At 65.5% G+C, this 21,664-nt stretch carries 23 protein-coding genes and 1 tRNA gene; 10 read left to right on the top strand and 14 right to left on the bottom strand.

Going from position 1 to position 21,664, the window contains the following annotated elements; translation table 11 throughout:
• Nucleotides 1-101 precede the first annotated feature (101 nt).
• Nucleotides 102-914, top strand: a complete 813-nt coding sequence (locus WIMU1_RS22020; RefSeq protein ID WP_084248480.1) for an FAD:protein FMN transferase — start codon at nucleotides 102-104, stop codon at nucleotides 912-914.
• A 68-nt stretch (nucleotides 915-982) separates the two neighbouring features.
• Here the strand turns inward: WIMU1_RS22020 and WIMU1_RS22015 are convergent, their stop codons facing one another.
• Nucleotides 983-1,906 (bottom strand): formylglycine-generating enzyme family protein, encoded by a 924-nt coding sequence (locus tag WIMU1_RS22015; protein ID WP_062800636.1) that lies wholly within the window; start codon nucleotides 1,904-1,906, stop codon nucleotides 983-985.
• A gap of 166 nt (nucleotides 1,907-2,072) precedes the next feature.
• Between WIMU1_RS22015 and pgi the strand changes: the two genes are divergently transcribed.
• Both pgi and WIMU1_RS22005 read left to right on the top strand, forming a co-directional pair.
• On the top strand, nucleotides 2,073-3,755 hold the full coding sequence (gene pgi, locus WIMU1_RS22010; RefSeq protein ID WP_062800634.1) for a glucose-6-phosphate isomerase: 1,683 nt from the start codon (nucleotides 2,073-2,075) through the stop codon (nucleotides 3,753-3,755).
• A complete protein-coding gene (locus tag WIMU1_RS22005; RefSeq protein WP_147431406.1) occupies nucleotides 3,752-5,092 on the top strand; it encodes a hypothetical protein in 1,341 nt (446 codons plus the stop codon). The genes pgi and WIMU1_RS22005 overlap by 4 nt, the downstream gene beginning before the upstream one ends.
• A gap of 6 nt (nucleotides 5,093-5,098) precedes the next feature.
• On the opposite strand, the gene WIMU1_RS22000 is transcribed toward WIMU1_RS22005, so the two are convergent.
• The 3 genes from WIMU1_RS22000 to WIMU1_RS21990 are packed head-to-tail and all read right to left on the bottom strand — an operon-like array spanning nucleotide 5,099 to nucleotide 6,496.
• On the bottom strand, nucleotides 5,099-5,671 hold the full coding sequence (locus WIMU1_RS22000) for a TIGR03086 family metal-binding protein (protein WP_062800399.1): 573 nt from the start codon (nucleotides 5,669-5,671) through the stop codon (nucleotides 5,099-5,101).
• Nucleotides 5,658-6,140, bottom strand: coding sequence for an SRPBCC family protein (locus WIMU1_RS21995; protein ID WP_062800397.1), 483 nt, complete (start codon nucleotides 6,138-6,140; stop codon nucleotides 5,658-5,660). Before WIMU1_RS21995 ends, WIMU1_RS22000 begins: the two co-directional genes overlap by 14 nt.
• A complete protein-coding gene (locus WIMU1_RS21990; protein ID WP_062800396.1) occupies nucleotides 6,137-6,496 on the bottom strand; it encodes an ArsR/SmtB family transcription factor in 360 nt (119 codons plus the stop codon). Before WIMU1_RS21990 ends, WIMU1_RS21995 begins: the two co-directional genes overlap by 4 nt.
• A gap of 140 nt (nucleotides 6,497-6,636) precedes the next feature.
• Here WIMU1_RS21990 and WIMU1_RS21985 point away from each other — a divergent pair, with 140 nt between their 5' ends.
• Nucleotides 6,637-7,611, top strand: coding sequence for a mechanosensitive ion channel family protein (locus WIMU1_RS21985; RefSeq protein WP_062800394.1), 975 nt, complete (start codon nucleotides 6,637-6,639; stop codon nucleotides 7,609-7,611).
• Between the two features lie 3 nt (nucleotides 7,612-7,614).
• Here WIMU1_RS21985 and WIMU1_RS21980 read toward each other — a convergent pair whose 3' ends face one another.
• On the bottom strand, nucleotides 7,615-8,148 hold the full coding sequence (locus tag WIMU1_RS21980) for a hypothetical protein (protein WP_023962647.1): 534 nt from the start codon (nucleotides 8,146-8,148) through the stop codon (nucleotides 7,615-7,617).
• Nucleotides 8,149-8,200: 52 nt separating this feature from the next.
• On the opposite strand from WIMU1_RS21980, the gene WIMU1_RS21975 reads away from it, so the two are divergent.
• Together WIMU1_RS21975 and WIMU1_RS21970 are read left to right on the top strand one after the other, a co-directional pair.
• Entirely contained in the window at nucleotides 8,201-8,863 is a 663-nt protein-coding gene (locus WIMU1_RS21975; protein WP_062800392.1) for a hypothetical protein, read from the top strand.
• A gap of 200 nt (nucleotides 8,864-9,063) precedes the next feature.
• A complete protein-coding gene (locus tag WIMU1_RS21970; RefSeq protein WP_243404395.1) occupies nucleotides 9,064-10,494 on the top strand; it encodes a sensor histidine kinase in 1,431 nt (476 codons plus the stop codon).
• Here the strand turns inward: WIMU1_RS21970 and WIMU1_RS21965 are convergent.
• From WIMU1_RS21965 to WIMU1_RS21950, 4 genes are all read right to left on the bottom strand, one after another.
• Nucleotides 10,444-11,118 (bottom strand): response regulator transcription factor, encoded by a 675-nt coding sequence (locus tag WIMU1_RS21965; protein WP_023962643.1) that lies wholly within the window; start codon nucleotides 11,116-11,118, stop codon nucleotides 10,444-10,446. The genes WIMU1_RS21970 and WIMU1_RS21965 overlap by 51 nt on opposite strands.
• A gap of 62 nt (nucleotides 11,119-11,180) precedes the next feature.
• Nucleotides 11,181-11,921, bottom strand: coding sequence for an SDR family oxidoreductase (locus WIMU1_RS21960; protein WP_062800391.1), 741 nt, complete (start codon nucleotides 11,919-11,921; stop codon nucleotides 11,181-11,183).
• Nucleotides 11,918-13,033: a Ca2+-dependent phosphoinositide-specific phospholipase C gene (locus tag WIMU1_RS21955; protein ID WP_245969089.1), complete on the bottom strand. Its 1,116-nt coding sequence runs from the start codon at nucleotides 13,031-13,033 to the stop codon at nucleotides 11,918-11,920. Before WIMU1_RS21955 ends, WIMU1_RS21960 begins: the two co-directional genes overlap by 4 nt.
• Nucleotides 13,030-13,917, bottom strand: a complete 888-nt coding sequence (locus WIMU1_RS21950) for a DNA-formamidopyrimidine glycosylase family protein (RefSeq protein WP_062800389.1) — start codon at nucleotides 13,915-13,917, stop codon at nucleotides 13,030-13,032. The genes WIMU1_RS21955 and WIMU1_RS21950 overlap by 4 nt, the downstream gene beginning before the upstream one ends.
• Nucleotides 13,918-13,942: 25 nt before the next feature.
• On the opposite strand from WIMU1_RS21950, the gene WIMU1_RS21945 reads away from it, so the two are divergent.
• On the top strand, nucleotides 13,943-14,689 hold the full coding sequence (locus WIMU1_RS21945; RefSeq protein WP_062800388.1) for a 3'(2'),5'-bisphosphate nucleotidase CysQ: 747 nt from the start codon (nucleotides 13,943-13,945) through the stop codon (nucleotides 14,687-14,689).
• A gap of 67 nt (nucleotides 14,690-14,756) precedes the next feature.
• Here the strand turns inward: WIMU1_RS21945 and cobF are convergent, their stop codons facing one another.
• Together cobF and WIMU1_RS21935 are read right to left on the bottom strand one after the other, a co-directional pair.
• Entirely contained in the window at nucleotides 14,757-15,530 is a 774-nt protein-coding gene (cobF, locus tag WIMU1_RS21940; protein WP_062800628.1) for a precorrin-6A synthase (deacetylating), read from the bottom strand.
• Complete coding sequence (locus tag WIMU1_RS21935) at nucleotides 15,530-16,336, bottom strand: SDR family oxidoreductase (protein WP_062800386.1); 807 nt, start codon at nucleotides 16,334-16,336, stop codon at nucleotides 15,530-15,532. Before WIMU1_RS21935 ends, cobF begins: the two co-directional genes overlap by 1 nt.
• A 177-nt stretch (nucleotides 16,337-16,513) precedes the next feature.
• Here WIMU1_RS21935 and WIMU1_RS21930 point away from each other — a divergent pair, with 177 nt between their 5' ends.
• Nucleotides 16,514-17,539 carry a hypothetical protein gene (locus WIMU1_RS21930; protein ID WP_062800385.1) on the top strand — a complete coding sequence of 342 codons (1,026 nt, stop codon included), beginning with the start codon at nucleotides 16,514-16,516 and terminating at the stop codon, nucleotides 17,537-17,539.
• Here the strand turns inward: WIMU1_RS21930 and WIMU1_RS21925 are convergent.
• Complete coding sequence (locus tag WIMU1_RS21925) at nucleotides 17,436-18,731, bottom strand: family 1 glycosylhydrolase (RefSeq protein WP_062800383.1); 1,296 nt, start codon at nucleotides 18,729-18,731, stop codon at nucleotides 17,436-17,438. The two genes, WIMU1_RS21930 and WIMU1_RS21925, sit on opposite strands and share 104 nt — an antisense overlap.
• 7 nt (nucleotides 18,732-18,738) lie before the next feature.
• Entirely contained in the window at nucleotides 18,739-19,557 is an 819-nt protein-coding gene (locus WIMU1_RS21920; RefSeq protein WP_062800382.1) for a maleylpyruvate isomerase family mycothiol-dependent enzyme, read from the bottom strand.
• A gap of 101 nt (nucleotides 19,558-19,658) precedes the next feature.
• On the opposite strand from WIMU1_RS21920, the gene WIMU1_RS21915 reads away from it, so the two are divergent.
• On the top strand, nucleotides 19,659-19,907 hold the full coding sequence (locus WIMU1_RS21915; RefSeq protein WP_062800380.1) for a DUF2630 family protein: 249 nt from the start codon (nucleotides 19,659-19,661) through the stop codon (nucleotides 19,905-19,907).
• A 21-nt stretch (nucleotides 19,908-19,928) separates the two neighbouring features.
• A tRNA-Arg gene (locus WIMU1_RS21910) sits at nucleotides 19,929-20,001 on the top strand.
• Nucleotides 20,002-20,026: 25 nt separating this feature from the next.
• On the opposite strand, the gene WIMU1_RS21905 is transcribed toward WIMU1_RS21910, so the two are convergent.
• Complete coding sequence (locus WIMU1_RS21905; RefSeq protein ID WP_062800626.1) at nucleotides 20,027-21,631, bottom strand: PucR family transcriptional regulator; 1,605 nt, start codon at nucleotides 21,629-21,631, stop codon at nucleotides 20,027-20,029.
• Between the last annotated feature and the right edge of the window lie 33 nt (nucleotides 21,632-21,664).

Here is a 21,664-nt window from a genome sequence, read left to right as displayed (position 1 = left end):
CAGTGAGGTGACCCGGTTTCGTCGTTTGCACAGCTCAGACGTCCTGATCGTCAGGTTGCTCATCGTCGGTTCACAGCCGCTTACCAGGTTCGGCGCGCAAAATTGTCTTCACCAGCGCCACACCGACCAGAGCAGGTACGACGATAATTGCCTCCGCAACCCTCTTCGGTCTCGACACCGATATAGCGGTGTCGGTCACCGACCCCAACTGTCTCGACCGCGCCGTGCGGCACACCCGGTCGCTCGCTCGGCGACTCGACGAGACGATCAACCGCGGGTTCGCGAACGCCGAGATCATCGCACTCGACCTGGCCGACGGAGAACCGGTGATGGTCTCGTCGCTGCTCGATCAGGTCATCATCGAAGCCCTGTTCTACGACGACCTCACCGACGGCGCCACGCAAGCGGTCTTGGGACCGGCGACGGGTTCACCCGTCCCGCCATGGCATCGGGTGAACATCGGCGGCGCGGCGACCACAGTTCCTGCCGGCCTGAGACTGGACCTGATGGCGACCGGCCGGGCTTTCCTGGCTGATCATGCCGCCGAGGTGCTCGCCCGGGAGCTCGGCTGCGGCGTCCTCATCCGGGTCGGCGCTGTCGCCGCCACGGCCGGCGAGGCACCATCCGGCGGACCGGGCACCGACGAACACTGGACCGTCGACATCGACGGCGTGCGCATCCCGCTCTGTGCCGGACAGGCAACGGCACGAGTCGGTGACAGACGTGGTGCCGCCGGACAGATGACGATCGTCGCCGGCAGCGCGGCCATGGCCCACGCCGCAGGGCTCTACGTTCTACGGGCACCCGCCGACCCCTCGCCATGGCTTCGTGATCATGCCGCAGCGATCATCAGCGATGAAGATGGAAACGCACACGCCCGCCCGTACGGCGGACTTCCGGTGGCCGCAGCGTGATCGGTGACGGCCGACTCCCCTGAGGCACACCTGGCGACGGCCAGCTGCCGTCGGTCATCTCCCGACAGTCATCTCCCGACGGTGCGGAATCCGGCGTTGCCCATCGACGATTCCGGGGTGTTGTGCGACCGCGCCGAGTTCCGGTAGCGATTGCAGTACGAGTCGTGACAGAGGTAGGAACCCCCGCGCAGCACGCGCGAGCGTCCCCGCTGGGGCCCGACGGGGTCGACCACATCGCCACTGCGGTAGTACCGGGGATCGAATCGGTCCTCGCACCACTCCCAGACATTGCCGGCCATCTGCCACAACCCGAAACCGTTGGGCGCGAATGCTGTCACCGGCGCCGTACCGACGAATCCGTCATCCCCGGTGTTGTTCGAGGGGAACTCGCCCTGCCAGATGTTGCATTGCCAGGTCCCATCGGCCGCCAGCAACTCATCTCCCCACGGATAGCGGGCGCCCGCGATACCACCTCGCGCTGCGTACTCCCACTGGGCCTCGGTGGGTAGCCTGCGCCCCGACCACTCGCAATATGCCTGTGCATCATGCCAACTGATGTGCACGACAGGATGGTCGCCGAGGTCGTCCAGATCGGACGAAGGGCCGAACGGGTGCGCCCAGTCCGCACCGGCGACCGCGAGCCACCACGGCGCGGTCGGAGACCGGCCCACCACATCGCTGCCCTCGGCCACCAGTGAATGGAAGACGGCCGAGGATCCCTGTCGCTCGGCCACCGTGGTGTAGCCGGTGGTTGCCACGAACTCCGCGTAGTCGTTGTTGCTCACCGTGACGGCGTCGATGTCGAACGCGCTCACCGCGACCTCGTGCAGCGGCGACTCTCCGTCTGCGGCAAACCCGTCGCCCGTCGAATCACCCATGGTGAATGTCCCGGCCGGAATGCTCACCTGGGAAACCCGGTGCGTGCCCCGACCCTCGACGGAGGTCGCCGACAACTCCGGCATTCCTTCGGACCGTGGGGTGCAGCAGGACATGGACTCACTGTATTCGGCTGCCGGTACCACCGGAGTGTTCGCCGAACTATCGCAAACAGTTCGACCGCTCGCTGCGAGCCGAGCGCTCGATCTGGATAGGCTGACGGTCGAGGTCATCCTCAGTGCAGATGTGCAGTTCGTAACCGACGAAGGGGTCTGTCGAAAAATGAGTAGCGTCCCGAGCGAGTCCGCCCGCGAGTTCGACCTGACCGGGTCACATGCCTGGCAGCAGCTGTCGGCCCACCAGTCGCACGTGTACGCGATGCACCTGCGGGAGGTCTTCGCGGTGGACCCCAAGCGCGGTGCCGAGCTGACCATCGACGTCGGCGACCTCCACATCGACTACTCCAAGCATCGCGTCCTGCGCGAGACCCTCGATCTGCTGCTCGACCTCGCCCGGGAGGTCGGTCTGGAAGAGAAGCGCGACGCCATGTTCTGGGGCGAGCACATCAACACCTCGGAAGACCGTGCTGTGCTGCACACAGCACTGCGGTTGCCACGCGACGCCACGCTCAAGGTGGATGGCCAGGACGTGGTGCACGACGTCCACGAGGTGCTCGACGCCATGGGTGAGTTCACCGACAAGCTGCGTTCGGGTGAGTGGAAGGGACACACCGGTAAACCGATCGAGACAGTGGTGAACATCGGCATCGGTGGCTCCGATCTCGGGCCGGTGATGGTGTACCAGGCATTGCGTCACTACGTCGACACCGCGATCCGCTGCCGGTTCGTCTCGAACGTCGATCCCGCCGACCTGGTTGCCACCCTCGCCGATCTCGATCCGGAGACCACCCTCTTCGTGATCGCATCCAAGACCTTCACCACGCTGGAAACGCTGACCAACGCCGCGGCGGCACGTACCTGGCTGCTCGAGAAGCTGGGTGCCGGACCCGAGGCCGTCGCCAAACACTTTGTCGCCGTGAGCACCAACGCCGAGAAGGTGTCCGACTTCGGCATCGACACGGCCAACATGTTCGGCTTCTGGGATTGGGTCGGTGGGCGCTACTCGGTGGACTCCGCGATCGGGCTGTCGGTGATGGCGGCGATCGGCAAGGAGGCCTTCGCCGATTTCCTCGCCGGTTTCAATCTGGTCGATCGGCATTTCCGCACTGCGCCGCTGCACCAGAACGCGCCGGTCATCCTGGGCCTGATCGGCCTCTGGTATTCGAACTTCTGGGACGCCGGAGCCCGTGTGGTGCTGCCCTATTCGAACGATCTCTCCCGGTTCGCCGCGTACCTGCAGCAGCTCACGATGGAGTCGAACGGCAAATCTGTCGACGCGCACGGGCACCACGTCACCACGGACACCGGCGAGATCTTCTGGGGCGAGCCGGGAACCAACGGGCAGCACGCGTTCTATCAACTGCTCCATCAGGGCACCAGGATGGTGCCGGCAGACTTCATCGGTTTCGCCGAGCCCACCGACGACCTGCCGACGGCTGATGGGACCGGCAGCATGCACGACCTGTTGATGAGCAACTTCTTTGCCCAGACAAAGGTTCTCGCGTTCGGCAAGACCGCCGACGAGGTCGCCGCCGAAGGCGTCGACCCGCATGTGGTGGCGCACAAGGTCATGCCGGGCAATCGGCCTTCCACCTCCATCCTGGCCCCGAAGCTGACGCCGTCGGTGGTGGGTCAGTTGATCGCCCTGTACGAGCACCAGGTGTTCGTCGAAGGTGCGATCTGGGGTATCAACAGCTTCGATCAATGGGGCGTCGAACTCGGCAAGACGCAGGCAAAAGAACTGCTCAAGATCATCACCGATGACGAATCCCCTGCACCGCAGGATGATTCGTCCACCGACTCACTGGCCCGCTGGTACCGGACCCACCGGGGCCGCACCGCGTGAGAGCACAGGGGCGCCGCATCGGCGCACCCCGGCGCATCGATCGGCTCGGGGTGGCCGATGACATCTTCTGGCGAACCCACCACGGGATGGGCATCCCCACCTCGATGCAGGGACTGTGGCGCTTCGACACCGTCCTGACCCCCGCGGATCTCGAGCCGATGTACCAGGCACTGGCCGCAGGCCCGCTGACACGACGCGTGGTGCGCGGGCGGGTGTGGCCGGCGCGGAGCAGCTTTGTCCACGGCGCAGACCTTGCCCCGATCCATTCGGAGAGCGGGCCCTTGCCTCCCGGTGGGATCACGGAGTGGGCCGACTCTCGGGGCGACACCACCCTGAACATCGACACCGGCCCGGTGTGGGAACTCTCGGTCGCCAGACTTTCCGAGGGCGGCAGCGTGGTGTCGCTGCTGTGTTCACATGTCGTCGCCGATGCCCTGTCTCTTGTCCGTGCCGTGCAGATCGCCTCGGGTGCAGCACCTCCCGGCGATCAGGTCAACGATCTGCCCACCGTGTCCGACGACATGCGTGATGCGGCCAGACAGCTGCGGACGGTCGTCGGGGGTGTCGCACGTAGTCTGTGGAAGGCGATGATCGACTCGCGTCGGCGAGCCGAATTGTTCGCGGCGGCAACTGGATCGGAGCCGATGCCCGCGAAAACCGAAGGTGCTCCCACCTGGCGTGAACCGACAGCCATCTTCTCGATCGATCTCGGCGCCTGGCGCGAGGTGGCAGATGCACACGGCGGTACCGCCAACACGTTGTTCACGGCACTGATAGCCGAACTGGTGTTGCAGGTCCGGGGTTCGGGCCCTGCCGAGTTGATCATTCCGATCTCACTGGGTGGTGCCGCCGGGAATTCACTGACGGCGGCGACGGTGTCGGTGTCCACGATCGACGAGTGCCGAGACCTGGCCGGTCTGCGTACCCGAGCACGCCTTGCGTTTCAAGCCGCAGGGACGGGTGTGGGTATCGGTCCGCCGGCAGGAATGCCCGAAGAACTGGTGCAGGTGATCGGTCATCGGGCTGCCCACAGGCTGATGCCCGACCCAGGATCACGAGATGGTCTGGCGTCCAATCTCGGTGCGCTCGACGGCATGTTGACGATGCTTGCCGGTCATCGCGGCCGTGCCATCGCCGCACGGTCGGTTCACGGCGGACTCACCGGGCGGCAATGTGGGCACACCCGGACATCAGTTGCCGGATGGGCCGCCACCACGGGCGACTGCCTCACGTTCTGTGTCGGAACGCCCGATCCGGCAGTCGCGCGCAGCGAGGATCTGCGCCTTCTGATCGACCAGATCCTTGCTCGATGGGATCTGACACCGACGTACTGGTAGTCGAGGTCAGAGCGGCGCCCACTCCGGGTTCCGGCCGATGAAACCGAGCAATCTGGTCTGCGCATCGGCGTCATCGGACACCGGCACGCGGGCGCCGTATTGACCCGACGACCGAATCATCTCTTCGGCCGGCTCCATCCCGGACAGGAGTACAGCGCAGAAGGCTGGGTCGAGCCGGTCGTCTTGGCCGGTGGCACGGGCGATGTCCCAGGTGTGCATGAACACGTCGGCGGTGTAGAACTGGTCGATCGCGCGGCCGAGCGGTACGTCGCCGATGTGCGGGTTGCTCAGGACCGAGTTTTCGGTCGCCGGGTCGTCGAGCACCGCCTGCACGGCGTCACACTGGGTGAGCCACGCCCCGACCGGGTCGTCGTCGACGCTCGGCCCGGACGGCAACCGAACACCGCTGCCGCCGGCGAGGAACGGTGGGAACCACTCTGTCAGGTGGCGCACCACATCTCGGGCCGTCCAGTCGGCGACCGGTGACGGCACATCCCAGGACTGCGTGCCCCGGACGCGATCGCTGAAGATCCGGCAGACCTCACGGTGCCGTTCGGCTGGTTGATCAGACAGCGTCACTGGTCAGCATCTCCTCGAGTTTGGCGTATCCCTCGTTGACCCCGACCTCCATACCGCTCCGAAGCCAGGCGTCCCGGCCTTCGAAACTGTCCACCAGCGATTGCGTGCGCAGCCGGGTACGTCCGTCCCCGAGGTCGTCGAACCACAGGGTTTCCAGGGCCACCCCATCGGGGTCACCTTCATACGTGAATGTCTGCACGATGCGGTCCGGCCGGATGTCGTGGAAGCAGCCGCGAAAAGCGTATTCCTCTCCGTCGCGGGTGGATACGAACCGCCAGCTGCCGCCGGAGCGCGCGTCCCATTCGTCGATACGTGTGTCCAGAGCGCTGGGTCCGATCCACTGCGCGAACAGCTCGGGATCGGTGTGCGCCCGCAACAGCTGCTCGGGCGTGCCCGCGAACTCACGGGTGATGCGAATGATCGGCACGTTCGGATCGGCCTCGATCTTCGCTTCGGTGGTGGTGCTCATGCCGTGTTTCCTTTCTGCTCAACGTTGCCTGACTCGGTGTCGTTCACATGCGCAAGAACCGCGTCCAGACGGCGGTATCGCTCCTCGGCGCGCCGCCGGTATCGCTCGATCCAGTGGTCCATCAGGTCGAAGACCTCCGCTTCGAGTCGAACGGGCCGGGGCTGGGGCCCCGGCGGCCGTGTCACCACTCCGGCGTTTTCCAGGACCTTGAGGTGCTTGTAGACCGCCTGAAGCGAAATCGGGTAAGGGTCGGCGAGCTCATTCACCGTCGAATCACCGGCAGAGAGCCTGGTCACCATGTCACGCCTTGTCGGATCCGCAAGCGCGGCAAAGATCCGCGATAGCTCGTCCAACACGCGCCCCCTTCCTCGGCTTTCAACCTTTTGGTTTAAACCACGATAGATCGCTACGGACGCGCGAGTCAACCACCAGGTTCAATGAGTCGAACTCGGCGCTGCGGGTTGACCCACGACAACAAGTACGTACCGTCGGACCAATGAGTTTTTCCGCCTCCGAGGTCCACTCGGCGTTCGAATGGACTGATACCAACCGACTTTGGCTGATCGAGAACCCCATCCGAATTGTGATCTATGTCCTGGCCGGCCTGGCCGTCAGGTATGTCGCACACCGAGTGATCGACCGTGCCACCCGGCGGCCACGGGCCACCGGTGACGGTGATGCACACCAGAAGCCCGCGATCGTGCGCCATCTGCGCGAACGAACTCCCAAGGCGCTGCGTGATCCCCAGGTGATCGAACGGCGACAACAACGGGCCGAGACAATTGGTTCGGTACTCAAATCCACAGCCTCGATCCTCATCCTGGTGTGGGTGGTGCTCACCTGCCTGAGCGTGGTGCAGGTGAACATCGCACCGTTTCTTGCCTCCGCCGGACTTGTCGGTCTGGCCATCGGTTTCGGTGCCCAGAACCTGGTCCGGGATTTCGTCTCGGGCGTCTTCATGCTGCTCGAAGATCAGTACGGAGTCGGCGACATCGTCGACCTCGGTGAAGCCATCGGCGAGGTGGAGACCGTGGGGTTGCGTGTGACCACCGTCCGGGACATCGATGGAACCCTCTGGTACGTCCGCAACGGCGAGATCGTCCGGGTCGGCAACATGAGCCAGGACTACGCCGTGGCCCGGGTCGAGGTGCCCATCGCCCACAACGTCGATCTCGAACGCGCCGAACAGGTCACACTCGACGCCGCGCACGAGGCAGTGGCCGACGAATCCACTGCCCGGGACGTCCTCGGCGCACCCGAAATGCTCGGTGTGCAAGAGATCTCGGCCGACATGGTGACCTTGCGAGTGCTCATCAAGACCCGGCCGAACGCACAGTGGTCGCTGCAGCGTCGTGTCCGCAAGCAGATCCTGGAAGCCTACGAGGCGAACGGCATTCGTCTGCCGTACCCCAATGGCCGGGAGCTGGGCCCGTCGGCACTCGTCAGCGCCGGCGAGGCTCCGGGCTCCTAGCCGTCACTCCCAGCGGGCCTGATCGAACAGCTCGTCGGGAATGGGGTCGCCTGGTTGCACGTCGAGGGCTTCCAGGCGACCCATGATGACGGCGGCCAGCGCCACGTGGGTGACCACGTCACGGGGTTCGGTCACCCGTTCGTCGGCAGACCCGCCGATGAACTCGAGTTCCACTGTCGGCGCGCAGGTTCCCATCGGTATCTCGCGGTGTCCCGTCTCGGCGAGCCACGCCGAGAAAGCTTCGCCGTCAACGGCTTCGGTGATGTCGCCGCGGTCGATGGACGCCATCAGCTCGGGAAGCGTTGCGAGCTCGCCGCTGTCGCCGGTCGACGGGTCGAAGCCGAAAACCTGATCGGGGGCCACGTCCGGTTCCTCGTCGAGGGTGAAGTAGAGGATGCCCCGCCAATCGCCCGCGTAGCAGGTGATGTCGTCGCGACCGAAGACATCGCAGAGCAGATCACTCATGCGTACCTGGCGTTCGCTGCCGTAGAGCTGGAATGCGCCGCGCCCGTAGACCTCGCCCTTTCGTTTACCCATACCGCTCACCCTACGTCGCCCGTCATCGGCGTCCAGCACTTACGATCACCGCATGAGTGTGCGTTCCACTGTGGTCATTGCAGCCCTCAGCGCAGTCGCCATCGCCCTGGCCGGTTGTTCGAGCAGTGGTGACGACAAAGATCCGGCGCCCGCGAGTCCGCGCGTCACCGTGCCGGTCTCGGCCGATGTCACCCTGCCTGCCGGACCTCCGGAGCGGACCGAACCCGGCGACTCACTGCAGTGGTCGCAGACAGCAGTTCTACCGGCCGATGCGTTTCGCCCCGAGCAGCAGTTGGCCGGGTTCACGGTCACCGGCATCGAGCCCGGAGCCGACGGTGATCTGCCGGAGTCGTTCACTCATGGCGGCACACCCTTCTACGTGCGCCTCACCATCACCCAAGCCGTCGACCGTCAGCGCAACACGATGTCGACGGCGGGGTTCGCGGGCAGCGCCGACGGGGTCACGCCGGCACTCACCCTCACACCTCCGGACGGGTTCGCCAGGTGCCAGGCGGCCGAACGGCCACAGACGTTGACCAAGGGGCAGTCGTTCGCCACGTGCCTTGTGGCGCTTGCCGATCCGGGCACACAGCTGAGCAGGGTGATCTATTGGGCCGACACCGGAGAGGAACCATTCGACTACAAGTCCGCACCCGTGGTGTGGTCGGACGGATCCCCGGTGGCCCCCTCGGATTCGGCCGTTCCGACCAGCTGATCGACCGTCGCGACCGAGCTCCCGGGTATCTGCCCACGCGTGTGGGGTGTTCGCCTGAAGGTCCGCTGAAAGCTCCCGCTGGCCTGCGATGGACGGCCCACCTACCATCGAGGCAGCCCTCAGCAAGGAGTTCGGTACAGGTGTCAGCCGACAGGACACGCGGTGTCCGTGCGATGTTCCGCCGCGATCAGGGAGTGCGCATGCGCTCCACCGTCGTCGCGACCATCATCGTTGCGCTTGCGCTGATGACCGGCGGCGCCCTGATGCTGTACATGCTGCACCGCCACCAGGACCGCACGATGTACGAGTCGACGGGTTCACGGTCGTACGAGATAGCCCGCCAGATCGACGAAGGTGGCATCGGCAACATCGCTCCCCGGTTGCTCGCCCCCACCACGGGCGTGGACATCATCCAGGTGGTGAACGCGAACGGCGTCGTGGTGTTCAGCTCACCCGACTCCGACGAAGATCCCATCTACCCCGTCTCCCCTGGATGGTGGAAGACCGAGCGTTTCGACGTCGAGGTTCCCGGCCGATCCGGGACGTACTGCGGACAGGTGACCGGCGCGCAGTGGCAAGGTGTCGACTACAACGTGATCACCGCGGTCTCGAAGCAGCCCTACCTGTCCGGGTTGCGCGGCACCGCAGTGATTCTCGCGATCGAGTTCCCGCTGATCATCCTGATCGCGGGTGCGGCGGTGTACTACTTCGTCGGCCGCGCGCTTCGGCCGGTCACCCGCATCACCGAGCAGGTCGAGGCCATCACGAGTTCGGATCTGAGCCGGCGGGTTCCGGTGCCCACCACCGACGACCAGGTGACCCGGCTGGCCTCCACCATGAACACGATGCTCGAACGGCTCGAGCAGAGCCGGGACAGTCAGCTGCAATTCGTGGGCGACGCATCACACGAATTGCGTTCGCCGCTCACCACATTGGTGGGCATCCTCGACCTCGCCGATGACACCGACTCCGCCGTGGACGTCGACACCGTTCGCACGATCCTGCTTCCCGAGGCCTTGCGAATGAAGACCATGGTCGCAGATCTGCTGCTCCTGGCACGTGCGGATGAGCGCGGGATCCCGTTGATCGTCGACGAGGTGGACCTCGACGACATCGTCGGCGCCGAGGCTCAACGGCTCCGCTCACTCGGGTTGGCAACAGTGGTCGCGGAGGTGACACCCATCCGGGTGATCGGCGATTCGGAGAAATTGACCCGCGCGGTTCGCAACGTGACCGACAACGCTTCTCACCACGCGAACACCACGATCACGCTGTCGATGAGCGAGGACGTCGGGGCGGGCACCGCCACGATCGAGGTGGCCGACGACGGCCCCGGTGTACCGGCGGACGCTCGCGGGAAGATCTTCGATCGCTTCTACCGCCACGGCAATGATCGCGGCCGGCACTCCGGCGGATCGGGGCTCGGTCTGCCCATCGCCGCCGAGATCGCGCGGGCGCACGGCGGATTCATCGCCGTGTCGGACACGCCGGGCGGCGGGGCCACCTTCAGCATCACGATCCGGACCGAGACCACCATCGCGGCCGAGACCGGCAAGGCCGCCGCCGGCAGCCCCGAGCCGTCACTGGTCGTCGGACAGGCAGTATCCGGATCCGCGCACAGTGCGGATTGAATCCAGTCCGAACGGGACGTCGATGCGCTTGCGGAGGTAACGCACGTACACCTCGACGATGTTCACGTCCCCGCCGTAGTTGTCGTCCCAGATCGCTTGCATGATCTGCGTTTTGGTGACAACACGACCCTTGTTGCGCATCAGGAACTCGAGCACCGAGTATTCGCGCGGTGTGAGTTTGATCGGCTCGCCGTCACGGGTCACCCCGTGGTCGGAGGGATCGAGCCGCAGGGTCCCGGCGGAGAGAACGGCCGGCCGCTCCTTGCCTCCGCGGCGCAGCAGAGCACGCAGACGCGCCTTGAGGACCACCACGGAAAAGGGCTTCACCAGGTAGTCGTCGGCGCCGTAATCCAACGCCTCTGCCTGGTCGTATTCACCATCCTTGGCGGACAGCATGAGCACCGGCGTCCAGATCTCCCGCGCACGCAGTGCTTTGATCACCTGGTAGCCGTTCATCTCCGGCAGCATGATGTCGAGCACCATGACGTCGAACTCGTTCTCGGTCGCCTGCCACAAGCCGTCGGCCCCGTCGCGGGCGATCACCACACTCCACCCGTCACTGACCAGCATCCGGCGAACTGTCTCTGCCGCGCGGACGTCGTCCTCGACCACCAGAACGCGCACCTAGCCGACCTCCGACCCCGATTGTGTCCCACAGGCCAATGCCTGCGGCGAGCATAAACGAGTCAGAGCAACCTGCGGGTGATCCCGGCCGGGAGATGACGCAGCGCCAGATCGATCCCGGTCCACGGCCACCGCGGCACCACGGCACGAGCGCGTTCGGACTCGATCGCGGCGACCAGAGCTTGCACGCCGATGTCTCTGTCGGCCATCAGCTTGGTCTTCACCCCGGCATTGATGTCTGTGGAGATGTACCCGGGCAAGATCACACTGACCTTGATCGGCGAACCCGCGAGCTCGGCCTGTAAACCCTCACCCAGAGCCGACAGACCCGCCTTCGATGCCGAATACGCGGCTTGCGCCCTGGGCAGACCTCGGACCGCACTCATCGAACTGATCAGGACGAGGTGGCCCGCATCCTGCGCCCGGAAGATCTCCATCGCGGCCTCGATCTGTGCCAGCGCACCGATCAGGTTGGTCTGTACGGTCTCGATGTTGGCGTGTGCCTTGCCGGTGCCCAGTGGGGCGCCTTTGCCCAGGCCTGCGTTGACGATGACACGGTCGAGCCCGCCGAGGTCGTCGCGCAACCGCCGGAACGCGATGGGCACCGATGCGGTGTCTGTCACGTCCAGCTGGGCCACCGCAACACGGCCGCCCCGCCCGGAGAGCTCGGTCTGCAGGTCTTCGAGGCGGTCGATGCGGCGGGCGCACAACGCCAGGTCACGACCCTGCGCTGCATAGGCTTTGGCCATTCCCTCGCCCAATCCCGAACTGGCGCCCGTGATCAGGATCTTGTTGCGCGTCATGGCCGTGAACTTACCTGGCCCCGTCCTACGCCGGTGACGACGGACGGGTTGACCCGAACGGGCACACCACCGGGAAGCTGCGCTCTGAACTCGCCATCACCCCAGCGAAAAGCCAGACCGGGTTGCGGGAAGTCGGTGCTGATCATGTGCGCGCCCGAGTCCAGGGCGGCAGCCACCCGGTTGTGCTGGTTCGCCTTCGCAGTCGAGACCGGGTCGTCGGAGCGGGTGCGCACCAGGTATCCGCGGCGCACGAGGTCGGTGATGTGAGCACCGTTCGCCCCTCGTGGATCGTTCACCATGATGAACGCCGAATCTGTCTCGGCAGGAGGCGGAGTGGTGAATGCCACCCGCCCCTCCAGGCTGGGCCGGCCCGCTCGATAGTTGTCCCGGACGTAGGTGTTGTCGCCGTAGTCGAGGAAGAACATCACGTGCCCCCGGACATCGTCGAGTAGTGGCCAGCCGCTTGTGAGCACGGCATCTTCCAGTGTCTCGGCGTCACCGCGTACCCGGTCCGGAGTGATGATCCGGTGGTCGGCGAACACAGACCGGATCTCCCGGTCGAGGTCGTCGAGAACCGTTGTCGTCCATCGTGGTACCCGGGCGCCACCGGTCAGCCGTGCCCACGGCCACGACCCTTTCAGTTCGAGTTGAACAACGATGGGCACATGACCGGGGTTCGACGTGGACCATGCACTGATGGTCTGCAGGGCGCCGGTCAGCGTCGGGCAACTGGTGCGGTAGTCGGCGTCGGGACCGTGCATCACCTTGAAACCCGGCTCATCCCAGAGACTCTCGGGGCGTGGACCACGGCGGCGCCACCGCCTGGCCAGCGGGTGGCGGTACAAGCCGCCCTGTGGGTCGGGATACAGATCCAGCTCGAGGCCCCGTACCGCCTGCTCGCCGAGCTGACGGTCCAACGGCAGGTGTTCATATCGGTAGGAGTCGAGGTTCGATCCCATCAACCAGGTGAACCGTTCGTCCGGCGGCATCAGCTGATGACTCGAGTTGTGCGTCGCCATGAACTGGATCTCGTTGAGCCGCAAGCCGGATGGCAGAGGGTCCGTCCCGTTCTCACCCCGGTGGACACGGGCCGATCTGTCGGATGTGGTCACTTGAGCAGTCGTGACATCCGGCGATCGGCCAGCACCTTGCCGCCGGTCTGGCACGTGGGGCAGTACTGAAAGGAACGGTCGGTGAACGACACCTCTCGAACGGTGTCACCACACACCGGACACGGCAGACCTGCTCGCGCATGCACTCGCAACCCGGACCGCTTCTCGCCTTTGAGCCGCGCGACCTCTTGCCCCTCGAGACGACCGATGGCGCCTTCGAGCACGTCGTGGATCACGGCGTAGAGCTCGTCGATCTGGGTAGCCGACAACCCCTTTGCGGTCGCGAACGGCGAGAGCTTGGCGGTGTGGAGGATCTCGTCGCTATAGGCGTTGCCGATACCGCTGATGGTGCGTTGGTCGGTGATCACCGTCTTGATGCGCGCACTCGTCTTGCCGAGCAGGGCGGCGAGTTCGTCACGGCTGAGAGCGAGCGCATCCGGACCGAGTGTCTTGATCCGTTCGACCTCGTCCAGGTCGCGTACCAACCAGACTGCGAGACGTTTCTGTGTGCCCGCCTCGGTGACGTCGAAGCCCTCACCGGGCAGACCGCAGTGCACCCGGAGTGCGATCGGCCCTTTTCCTCCGGGGCGCGGTGGGGCGGGTGAGAGGTTGTCCGACCATCGCAGCCATCCGGCGCGGGACAGGTGGATGATCAGGTGCAACCGGGGGTCCACATCGCCGGGGTCGGTCGCAGCGGTGGTGATGACCAGGTATTTTCCTACTCGTCCCACGGACTCCACGATGCGGCCCGTGAGCGCCGTGTACGGCGGGTCGGCCGTTTTGAGCACTGCCAGCGACGCCACGTCGACTCGTCGGATGGGCAATCCGGCGGCACGGCCATCAACGTAATCGGCGATGGCCTGCACCTCAGGTAACTCAGGCATGTAGACAGTGTGCTCTAGTAACCAGATGCGCTCTACTGGTTCGGCGTCGGACGCCGAGTTGGCCCGACTACTGGCCGAAGGCGCCGGGAAGATTCTCGTCGACATCCGCCACGAACACCTTCTGCAGGGGCGACTGCTCGGCGACGTCGGCGATGCGATGGCGCAGACCTGGATCGCCGCGGTGCTGGCCGAACACCGCCCCGCCGACGCCGTCCTGTCGGAGGAGGCACGCGACTCCGCCGGCCGTCTGCGCGCCGACCGGGTCTGGATCATCGACCCGCTCGACGGCACCCGCGAGTTCGCTTCCGGTCGCAACGACTGGGCGGTGCACATTGCTCTGACGATGGGTGGTCAGCCCACCGATTGCGCGGTGTCACTGCCTGCGATCGGTCAGGTGTTCGCCACCGACACCGTGCCCGTGGTCGAGGGTGAACTCACCGGCCGGATGGTGGCCTCACGCGGGTGGTCGTCGTACGAGGCCGACCACGTCTCCCGGCGCCTCGGTTTGCAGATGATGCCGATCGGGTCCGCAGGAGCCAAGGCGATGGCCGTGGTGCGCGGTGATGCCGACGCCTACGTCCACGCCGGTGGTCAATACGAGTGGGACAACTGCGCGCCGGTCGGAGTCGCCCGGGCTGCGGGTCTGCACTGCAGCCGCATCGACGGTTCGGAACTCGAATACAACCGGCCCAGCCCGTTCATGCCCGACTTCATCATCTGCCGCACCGAACTACGCGACCCGATCCTCGCTGCCCTCGACGAGATCCTCTAGCCCAGCTCCCCGGAATTGGTGGGTTCGGGCGAGCAAACCTGCAGGTCGACCTCACCGAAACCCACCATCATCGGGGTTTGCGGAGCAGATAGATGTCCATGATCCAGCCGTGCCGCTCACGCGCGGCAGTGCGGACGTCGCGGATCTGCTCCCCCACCTCGCCGACGGTTCCGTCGATCAAGATCTCGTGCTCGGTTCCGAGGTAGGCACCCCACCAGATGTGGTCGAGCGCATCTGCGGTGTCCAGGAAAGCGCAGTCGGCATCGAGCATCACCACCTGGTTGGCGGCCACCTCCCCCGGGGTGTCGGCCAGCTTGCGTCCGGTGGTGATGTGGATGGGTTCGCCGATCCGGTTCAGCAGGATCCGATGGGCCGCGGTCAGTGCCGAGACACTGGAGATACCTGGAATGACGCGATGGTCGAGACCGATGTGCCCACGTCCGATGATCGTGTCGACGATCCGCAGGGTGCTGTCGTACAGGGCCGGATCACCCCACACCAGGATCGCCCCCACCCCTCCCTCTGGCAGTTCGTCGATCAGGGCCCGCTCGATGAGGTCGGCCCGGGCGTCGTGCCACCTGCGGACCTCGGCGGCGTAGTCGGCGGGATTGCGATCGCGCGGCGGGTCTGGCACCTCGACAAACCGGTACCCGCCCTCGAGATATCGCTCGCAGATCTCCTGACGCAGACCCACCAGCGACTGCTTCACCTCGACTCCCCGTTCGGGAGCCTTGTCCAGGACGAAGAACACCTCCACCGACTTCATCGCCTCGATGGCCTCGATGGTGACCTGCCGCGGATCGCCGGGGCCGATACCGATGACCAGAAGCGTCCGTTCGATCACGGCCGCGCCTTGGGCAGGTTGTGGAATCTGCTCGTGATGTCGAGGATGGCCCGGCGCGGCAGCACACGACGCAGCGCGAACACGATCGGCGCCCGATTACCCTTGGCGTACAGCGGTTTTGGATCCGGACTCAGCGCCGCGTCGACGACGACCTCGGCCATCTCGACAACGTCGAGACCGGCATCCTCATTGCGGCGGGTGGCCGCAGCGACGATGTCGTACTCGCGGCGGTAGGCGGAGTCGTCGGCGATGAAGTAGCCCCGGCGGTCCCCGATGCCGGTGGCGATGGTGCCAGGCTCCACGGTGCAGATGGCGACGCCGAAGGGCGCGAGTTCGCGACGAGTCGCGTCGGCGAAACCTTTGATGGCGCATTTGGTGGCCACGTAGGTCGACCGGAAGGGCAACGGGAAGCTCGCCAGCATCGAACCCACCATCACCACGGTGCCGCGACCACGCTGACGCATCCCTGGCAGAACCGCCTTGGTCAAGGCGATCGGACCGAAGACGTTGGTGGCGAACAGCTTCTCGATCACCTCCATCGGGGTGTCCTCGAGCGGCCCCATCTGGCTCTCGCCCGCGTTGTTGATCAAGATGTCCACCGCGCCGGCCTGCTCGGCGCATCGGGCAATGCTGGCCGGATCGTTCTGGTCCAGCTCGAGGTAGCGGACGCCAGGGATGGGATCTGTCACAGACTCGGGGTGACGGCTGGTACCCAGCACCGTCAGCCCACGAGACACCAGTTGACGAGCGACTTCGGCACCGATGCCACTGGAAGCGCCGGTGATCAGCACAGTTCGGGTCATGCGAACACAGTAGGCGGTTGCCGACGGCGGACCGAAAGCCTCCGCCGACGATGAGTTTTCGGGCTGACCACGGTCAGATCTCGCAGGGTGACCATTTAAATCAGTGGCGAACCTGGGAATTACCTGAGCATCCTTTGTTGTTGGACCGGGTCGAGTGTGGGAAGTGGGTGTGGGCCTGTGATTATCGGAATCACGTTGGCGTTGCTGGCCGCGGTCGGCTACGGACTGTCGTCGGTGATGCAGGCGCTCGGTGCGCGCCAGGCGGCACGCGAAAACGCCGATGACCACCGCATGTCCACCGCAGCGGGCTCGCCCACGTTGCAGTCGACCGTCGCCACTGCGCTCACCGGCGTGTTCATCGTCGGCGCATTGTTCGACGTCTTGGGTTTCATCGCCGGTGCCGGTGCCGCACGCGCATTGCCACTGTTCCTGTCGCAGACCATCGTCGCCGGAAACCTGGTGGTCACCGCGCTGTTGGGCACCCGGTTGCTGGGAATCAAACTCCATGGCCGCGACTGGGCGGCCATGGGCACCGTGATGGGTTCGCTGCTGCTGCTCGGGGCCGCGTCAGAACCGCACACCTCATACGAGACGTCGAGGTCGTTGCATTGGGCACTGTTGCTGGCCACCCTGCTGGTTGTCGGCTTGTCGCTGTTCGGTGTGCGACGCATGGGACGCGGCGGATCGGTGGCGGCCGGGGCCGCAGCAGGTTTGCTGTTCGGTGCGGTCGCGATCGGCGTCAGAGTGCTCGACGGCGTCTCCCCGTTCTCGATGTCCACCATGCTCACCGACCCCGCCGCCTGGGTCATCGCCATCGCCGGAGCCGCAGGTTTCTACCTGCACACGGTGGCGCTGCAGCTCGGTGCGGTCAACGGGTCGACCGCGGCACTGGTTGTCGGTGAAACCGCGGCACCGGCCATCGTCGGCGTCATGTGGCTCGGCGACTCGACGGTGCCGGGGCTCGAATGGCTTGCCCTGGCAGGTTTCACGTTCGCCACACTCGGCGCGGTTGCCGTTGCGATCTTCGGAACGGCAGAAGCCGAACGTTCCGCCGAGGAGAATCTTCGGGGCGATCGTGCGGACTTCTCGTCCGGCGAGTTCACCGTACCGGCTGACTGCAGCTCGTTGGAGCATCCACCAGTGAGCAGAACTGGGCCGGCCGGGTGGGTCGATAATCTGACCGAACGCCTCCACTGGAGATGATGTCGCGATAGGCGGCCACCGCATCGGTCGGCTGCCGGGTCAGTGACGGGTCGGACTTCACATCGACGCGGTAGAGACCGAATCGTGAAGCGTAACTGCCCCATTCGTAGTTGTCCGTGATGGACCAGTAGTTGTAGCCGACCACGTTCATCCCGTCGGACTTGGCGCGGGAGATCCAGTACGCGGCGTCGCGGAGCTGGTCTTCACGCTTGTATCCGTCGGGCCTCGGTTCGCCGTCCTTGGTGGGCATACCGTTCTCCACGATGTAGAGCGGCGTGCCAGGGAACTTTCGCGCGTAGTACCGCAGCGCGTAGTAGAGCCCATCCGCCGACGTGGATGCCTTCCAGTACTCCTCGGTCGCGGCGTTGTAGGTATTCACATCCGTTGCGGCCACGGAGTAGTAGTAGTCGATGCCCACGAAGTCCTGCTTGTCGGCGATGCGGTCGAGGAAGAGTGCATCGAGGGCCGGCTGCACGGTCGGCAGATAGGCCGAGTTCGACGACACCCAGGCGCCTGGCTGACGAGCGTGGATGTAGTCGTAGATGGTGCGGTGCACGTGTACGAGTTGGTTCAGCATCAGCGGAACGTTTTGGGGCGCAAGACCACCGAAGTTCACCTCACGAAGAAAGGTGTAGACCATCGGTTCGTTGATGGTGATCCAGATCGGATCGTATGCGGCGTAGCGGTCGACCACCGCACGCGCGTTCGCGAGCCAGTCCGCAGCCATCGTCGGGTTGTTCCAGCCACCACGATCAGCAGCCCAGCCCGGGTACACCCAATGGTCGAGGGTGATCATCGGGCGCATCCCCGCACGCAGGATGTGATGGATCACGTCGTCGTAGTAGGCGAGTTCCTGTTGATCCCATACCCCCGGTGAAGGCTGGATCCTCGCCCACTCGATGCTGATCCGGTACACCTCGACGCCCATCGACCTCGCGTTCTCGATGTCTTCGGCGTAGCGGTGGCGGAAGTCGACAGAGGTGCCGACGCGGTCGTGGACCCGTGTGCTGTTCGAGTAGCGCAGCCAGTTGCTGTCCGGGGAGCTGCCCTCGGACTGGAATCCTGCCGAACCCACGCCCCACAGGAAGTCGTCACCGAGCACCGAACCCTGCGCCGAAGCGGGCGCGGCCGGGACGGCCACGGCGACGAGAATCGGGAGAACAACCGCGAGAATCCGCCTGATCATGGTCATCTCCGAGTCAGATCGTGAATGCGAGGCTGCCGAGCACAGCATCTGCGAGGTCGGGATCGCCGGTCACCTCGACGGCCGACGGATCAGCACTTGTCCGTCCACCGATCAGGCGGGCGAGATCTGCGATGTCGAGGCTCAGCCCCAGCGTCGCTTCCTCGGCGAACTCCGGCACCACGGCCGCTCGGCCGTCGACGGCGATGTTCACTGTTCTGGGCGTCAGACCGGTGATGTCGAAGCGCACCCGACTGCCTGTCGGTGCCCCCGCCTTTTTTCCGACGAGGTAGGGCAGCGATTGGGTGATCTCGTCGGCGGCGAACCGCGCACTGACTGCATCATCCGGCGCAGGCAGTCCGAGGGTGTCGCGCACGTCCAGTTCATGCATCCAGCAGTCGAAGACCCGGATCCGCACGAATCTGCCATAGGTGTCCGGCCCTGCCGGGGTGGATGAGTCGGCGTCGAAGTCGTCTTGCGTTGTCGCGTCGAGGGCGGCGCTGCGGCGCTTGATTGTGTCCGCGAAGTCAGCCATCGTGGTGGCCCTCCCCTGTGCGCGGTAGTGCACCAGCCACCGCTCGTTCATCGCCGCGATGTCGTTGCGGACGTGCGGATAGGCGCTGACGTCGGCCTCGACCACAGGTTCCGGATCGCCGAGAAGCATCAACTCCGTGGTGAACACGTGGGTCACGATGTCCCCCACCGACCACCCCGGCAGCGTCGACGGGTGCTTCCACTGGTCGTCGGTCAACGAGTCGGCCAATCGGTGCACGGACGCCCAGACCGCGGTGAGCGCTTCGATCGCGGGTTCCCTGGGCACAATGGTTCGGCTCATGGTTGGTGACATTACGGATGCCACCGGTCCGAGTCGCCAGGATTCGGCCGATGGGCGGGGCCGAACTGTGCGCGAACCCGCGCGCGCCTAGAATTCGTGAAATGACCAGTGACAAGAATTTGCATACGCAGATCACCGACCTGATCGCGCAGGAGAAAGAACTGCGTGACCAGGTGTCCAGCGGGGAGATCAGCCCCGACGACGAGCGTTCGCAGCTCAGCGACATCGAGGTTCAGCTCGACCAGTGCTGGGATCTGCTCCGCCAGCGCGACGCCCTCCGTCGGGCGGGCAAAGACCCTGACGACGCCGAAGTCCGTCCGCCGAATGTGGTCGAGGGTTATCTCAACTGAGTTGGTAAGTTTGTCGGGTCCGCCCTCGTAGCTCAGTGGATAGAGCACCGCTCTCCTAAAGCGGGTGTCGCAGGTTCGATTCCTGCCGGGGGCACTTCCTGTGCCCGACGTTCGAGGTGTCAGACCCGCAGGGCCAGCGACACCACCAGCCGCGACGCCTGGTCGCCGAGGTCGAGTCCGGTGAGCTCTTGGGCTCGCCGAACCCGGTATCGCAGCGTGTTCGGATGCACGTGCATGGCGGCGGCAGCTGTGCGCACATCGCCGAACGCATCCAGGTAGGCGCGAACGCTGGCCACCAGGTCGGAGCCGTGGGTGCGGTCATAGTCCCTCAGTCGGCCCACTCTCGGGTCGACGAGATCCGGGTTGTCGGCGAGCAGTCCGACGATCTCGCCGAGCAAGACGCCGGTGCGCGACTCCGCAACGGTGGTCACCACGTCGATCAACGCGCCTTCCCGCGATGCCGCGTCAAAAACCCGGTCGATCTCGGTCCGCAGGCCCGGCACCGCCGCCAGACCAGCGGGCGAATCGGCAATGACTCCCCGGATCTGCGTGGCGAACCGGCGGTCAGCAGCTGCCACCGTGCTCTGCACCCAGCGCACCGTCGATGCTCCGCCGTCCGTGTCCGGCAAGATGACGTACACCCTCTCACCGACCGCGGCGGTCACCGATTCGGGACGAAAAGCGCTGGCGTGCAGCGTGACTGCCGGCAAATAGGCAGCAACGGAATCCGTCGCCAACTGTGCGGGAAACCGACGTGCCAAACCGACGACGGTAGCGGGACCTGAGCGCGGAATGTTCAGGGCGTCGGCGAGATAAGGGATGTCGACGGTGTCACCGCGAAAGCCCAGCAGGCGCTGCACCTGTTCGGCATGCACGGACGGGACCGCCGCAGAGCGCGAGATGATTCGAGCGGCGACCGCTGCGGCGCCGGCGATCACATCGCCGGAATCCGGCGACAGTTCGGCCTTTCCCTGCTGGAGCCACAAGGTGCCGAGATACTCACTGCCTCTTGGGGTTCTGATGCCCACGGCAATTCTCGGTCGCAGCCCGAGGTCGTCGCGGGCCGCCACCGACACCACGTCCGGCCCCGCTCTCAGAGCAGTGAACACGCCCCACTGCCGAAGCCAGTCGAGCATCTCCGGTGGGCCCTCCCGTCCGAGGATCGACAACCGGCGAAGGGCATCGGCTTGTTCATCAGATGAGCTGTACGCCAACACATGTGAGCCCGCATCCTCGATGCTGACGAGTCCGCCGGTCCGATCTGCGACCGCCTGTGCAAGAGCGAACAGGTCGCCCGCCGTGCCGCTCGCCATCGATTCCGGGGACTCGGCACGAGCGTGGTCGAGGACCCGCCCGATCAAGTTGTAGATCCGTTCCCACCGCGCATGCGGATCCACCGCGACCACAGCGATACCAGCGGACACCGCGCGCCGGGTGACGTCCCCGTCCGGCGCTTTGAGCAGGATGGCCGCCGGAGCATGGCTGCCGAGACTCGCCAACCACGCCATCACCTGTGCCGGCGCGACACCGACGAGCAGGGCCAACTCGGCCGCTCTGGCCCCGCGTCCCACCCCGAGGTGCAGGTCATCCGCGTCGAGCAGGGAGGCTGCGGTCACCGGGCAGTCGAGTCCTTCGGGCGCCTCCACCAGCGTGACGAGCGTTCCGTCGAGTGCCAGAAGCAACCGCCCGAGTGTCACGGCCCCGCGACCATCGGCATCTGCCATCGGCACCCCTTGTTCGATCGGCCCAAGAACTCG

The organism is Williamsia muralis NBRC 105860, from assembly GCF_001598915.1.
GTDB classification, from domain to species: domain Bacteria; phylum Actinomycetota; class Actinomycetes; order Mycobacteriales; family Mycobacteriaceae; genus Williamsia; species Williamsia muralis.
This window is presented reverse-complemented; position numbering and strand designations above follow the sequence as displayed.

Bases quoted from the DNA above. Each gene is read 5' to 3' on its own strand.
- WIMU1_RS22015 (WP_062800636.1), bottom strand. From the start codon at position 1,906: ATGTCCTGCTGCACCCCACGGTCCGAAGGAATGCCGGAGTTGTCGGCG.
- WIMU1_RS21975 (WP_062800392.1), top strand. From the start codon at position 8,201: ATGAGTGTGCGTTCCACTGTGGTCATTGCAGCCCTCAGCGCAGTCGCC.
- WIMU1_RS21960 (WP_062800391.1), bottom strand. From the start codon at position 11,921: ATGACGCGCAACAAGATCCTGATCACGGGCGCCAGTTCGGGATTGGGC.
- WIMU1_RS21970 (WP_243404395.1), top strand. From the start codon at position 9,064: ATGCGCTCCACCGTCGTCGCGACCATCATCGTTGCGCTTGCGCTGATG.
- WIMU1_RS21945 (WP_062800388.1), top strand. From the start codon at position 13,943: ATGCGCTCTACTGGTTCGGCGTCGGACGCCGAGTTGGCCCGACTACTG.
- WIMU1_RS21925 (WP_062800383.1), bottom strand. From the start codon at position 18,731: ATGACCATGATCAGGCGGATTCTCGCGGTTGTTCTCCCGATTCTCGTC.
- WIMU1_RS21950 (WP_062800389.1), bottom strand. From the start codon at position 13,917: ATGCCTGAGTTACCTGAGGTGCAGGCCATCGCCGATTACGTTGATGGC.
- WIMU1_RS21985 (WP_062800394.1), top strand. From the start codon at position 6,637: ATGAGTTTTTCCGCCTCCGAGGTCCACTCGGCGTTCGAATGGACTGAT.
- WIMU1_RS21905 (WP_062800626.1), bottom strand. From the start codon at position 21,631: ATGGCAGATGCCGATGGTCGCGGGGCCGTGACACTCGGGCGGTTGCTT.
- WIMU1_RS21920 (WP_062800382.1), bottom strand. From the start codon at position 19,557: ATGAGCCGAACCATTGTGCCCAGGGAACCCGCGATCGAAGCGCTCACC.
- WIMU1_RS21915 (WP_062800380.1), top strand. From the start codon at position 19,659: ATGACCAGTGACAAGAATTTGCATACGCAGATCACCGACCTGATCGCG.
- WIMU1_RS21980 (WP_023962647.1), bottom strand. From the start codon at position 8,148: ATGGGTAAACGAAAGGGCGAGGTCTACGGGCGCGGCGCATTCCAGCTC.
- WIMU1_RS21935 (WP_062800386.1), bottom strand. From the start codon at position 16,336: ATGACCCGAACTGTGCTGATCACCGGCGCTTCCAGTGGCATCGGTGCC.
- pgi (WP_062800634.1), top strand. From the start codon at position 2,073: ATGAGTAGCGTCCCGAGCGAGTCCGCCCGCGAGTTCGACCTGACCGGG.
- WIMU1_RS21995 (WP_062800397.1), bottom strand. From the start codon at position 6,140: ATGAGCACCACCACCGAAGCGAAGATCGAGGCCGATCCGAACGTGCCG.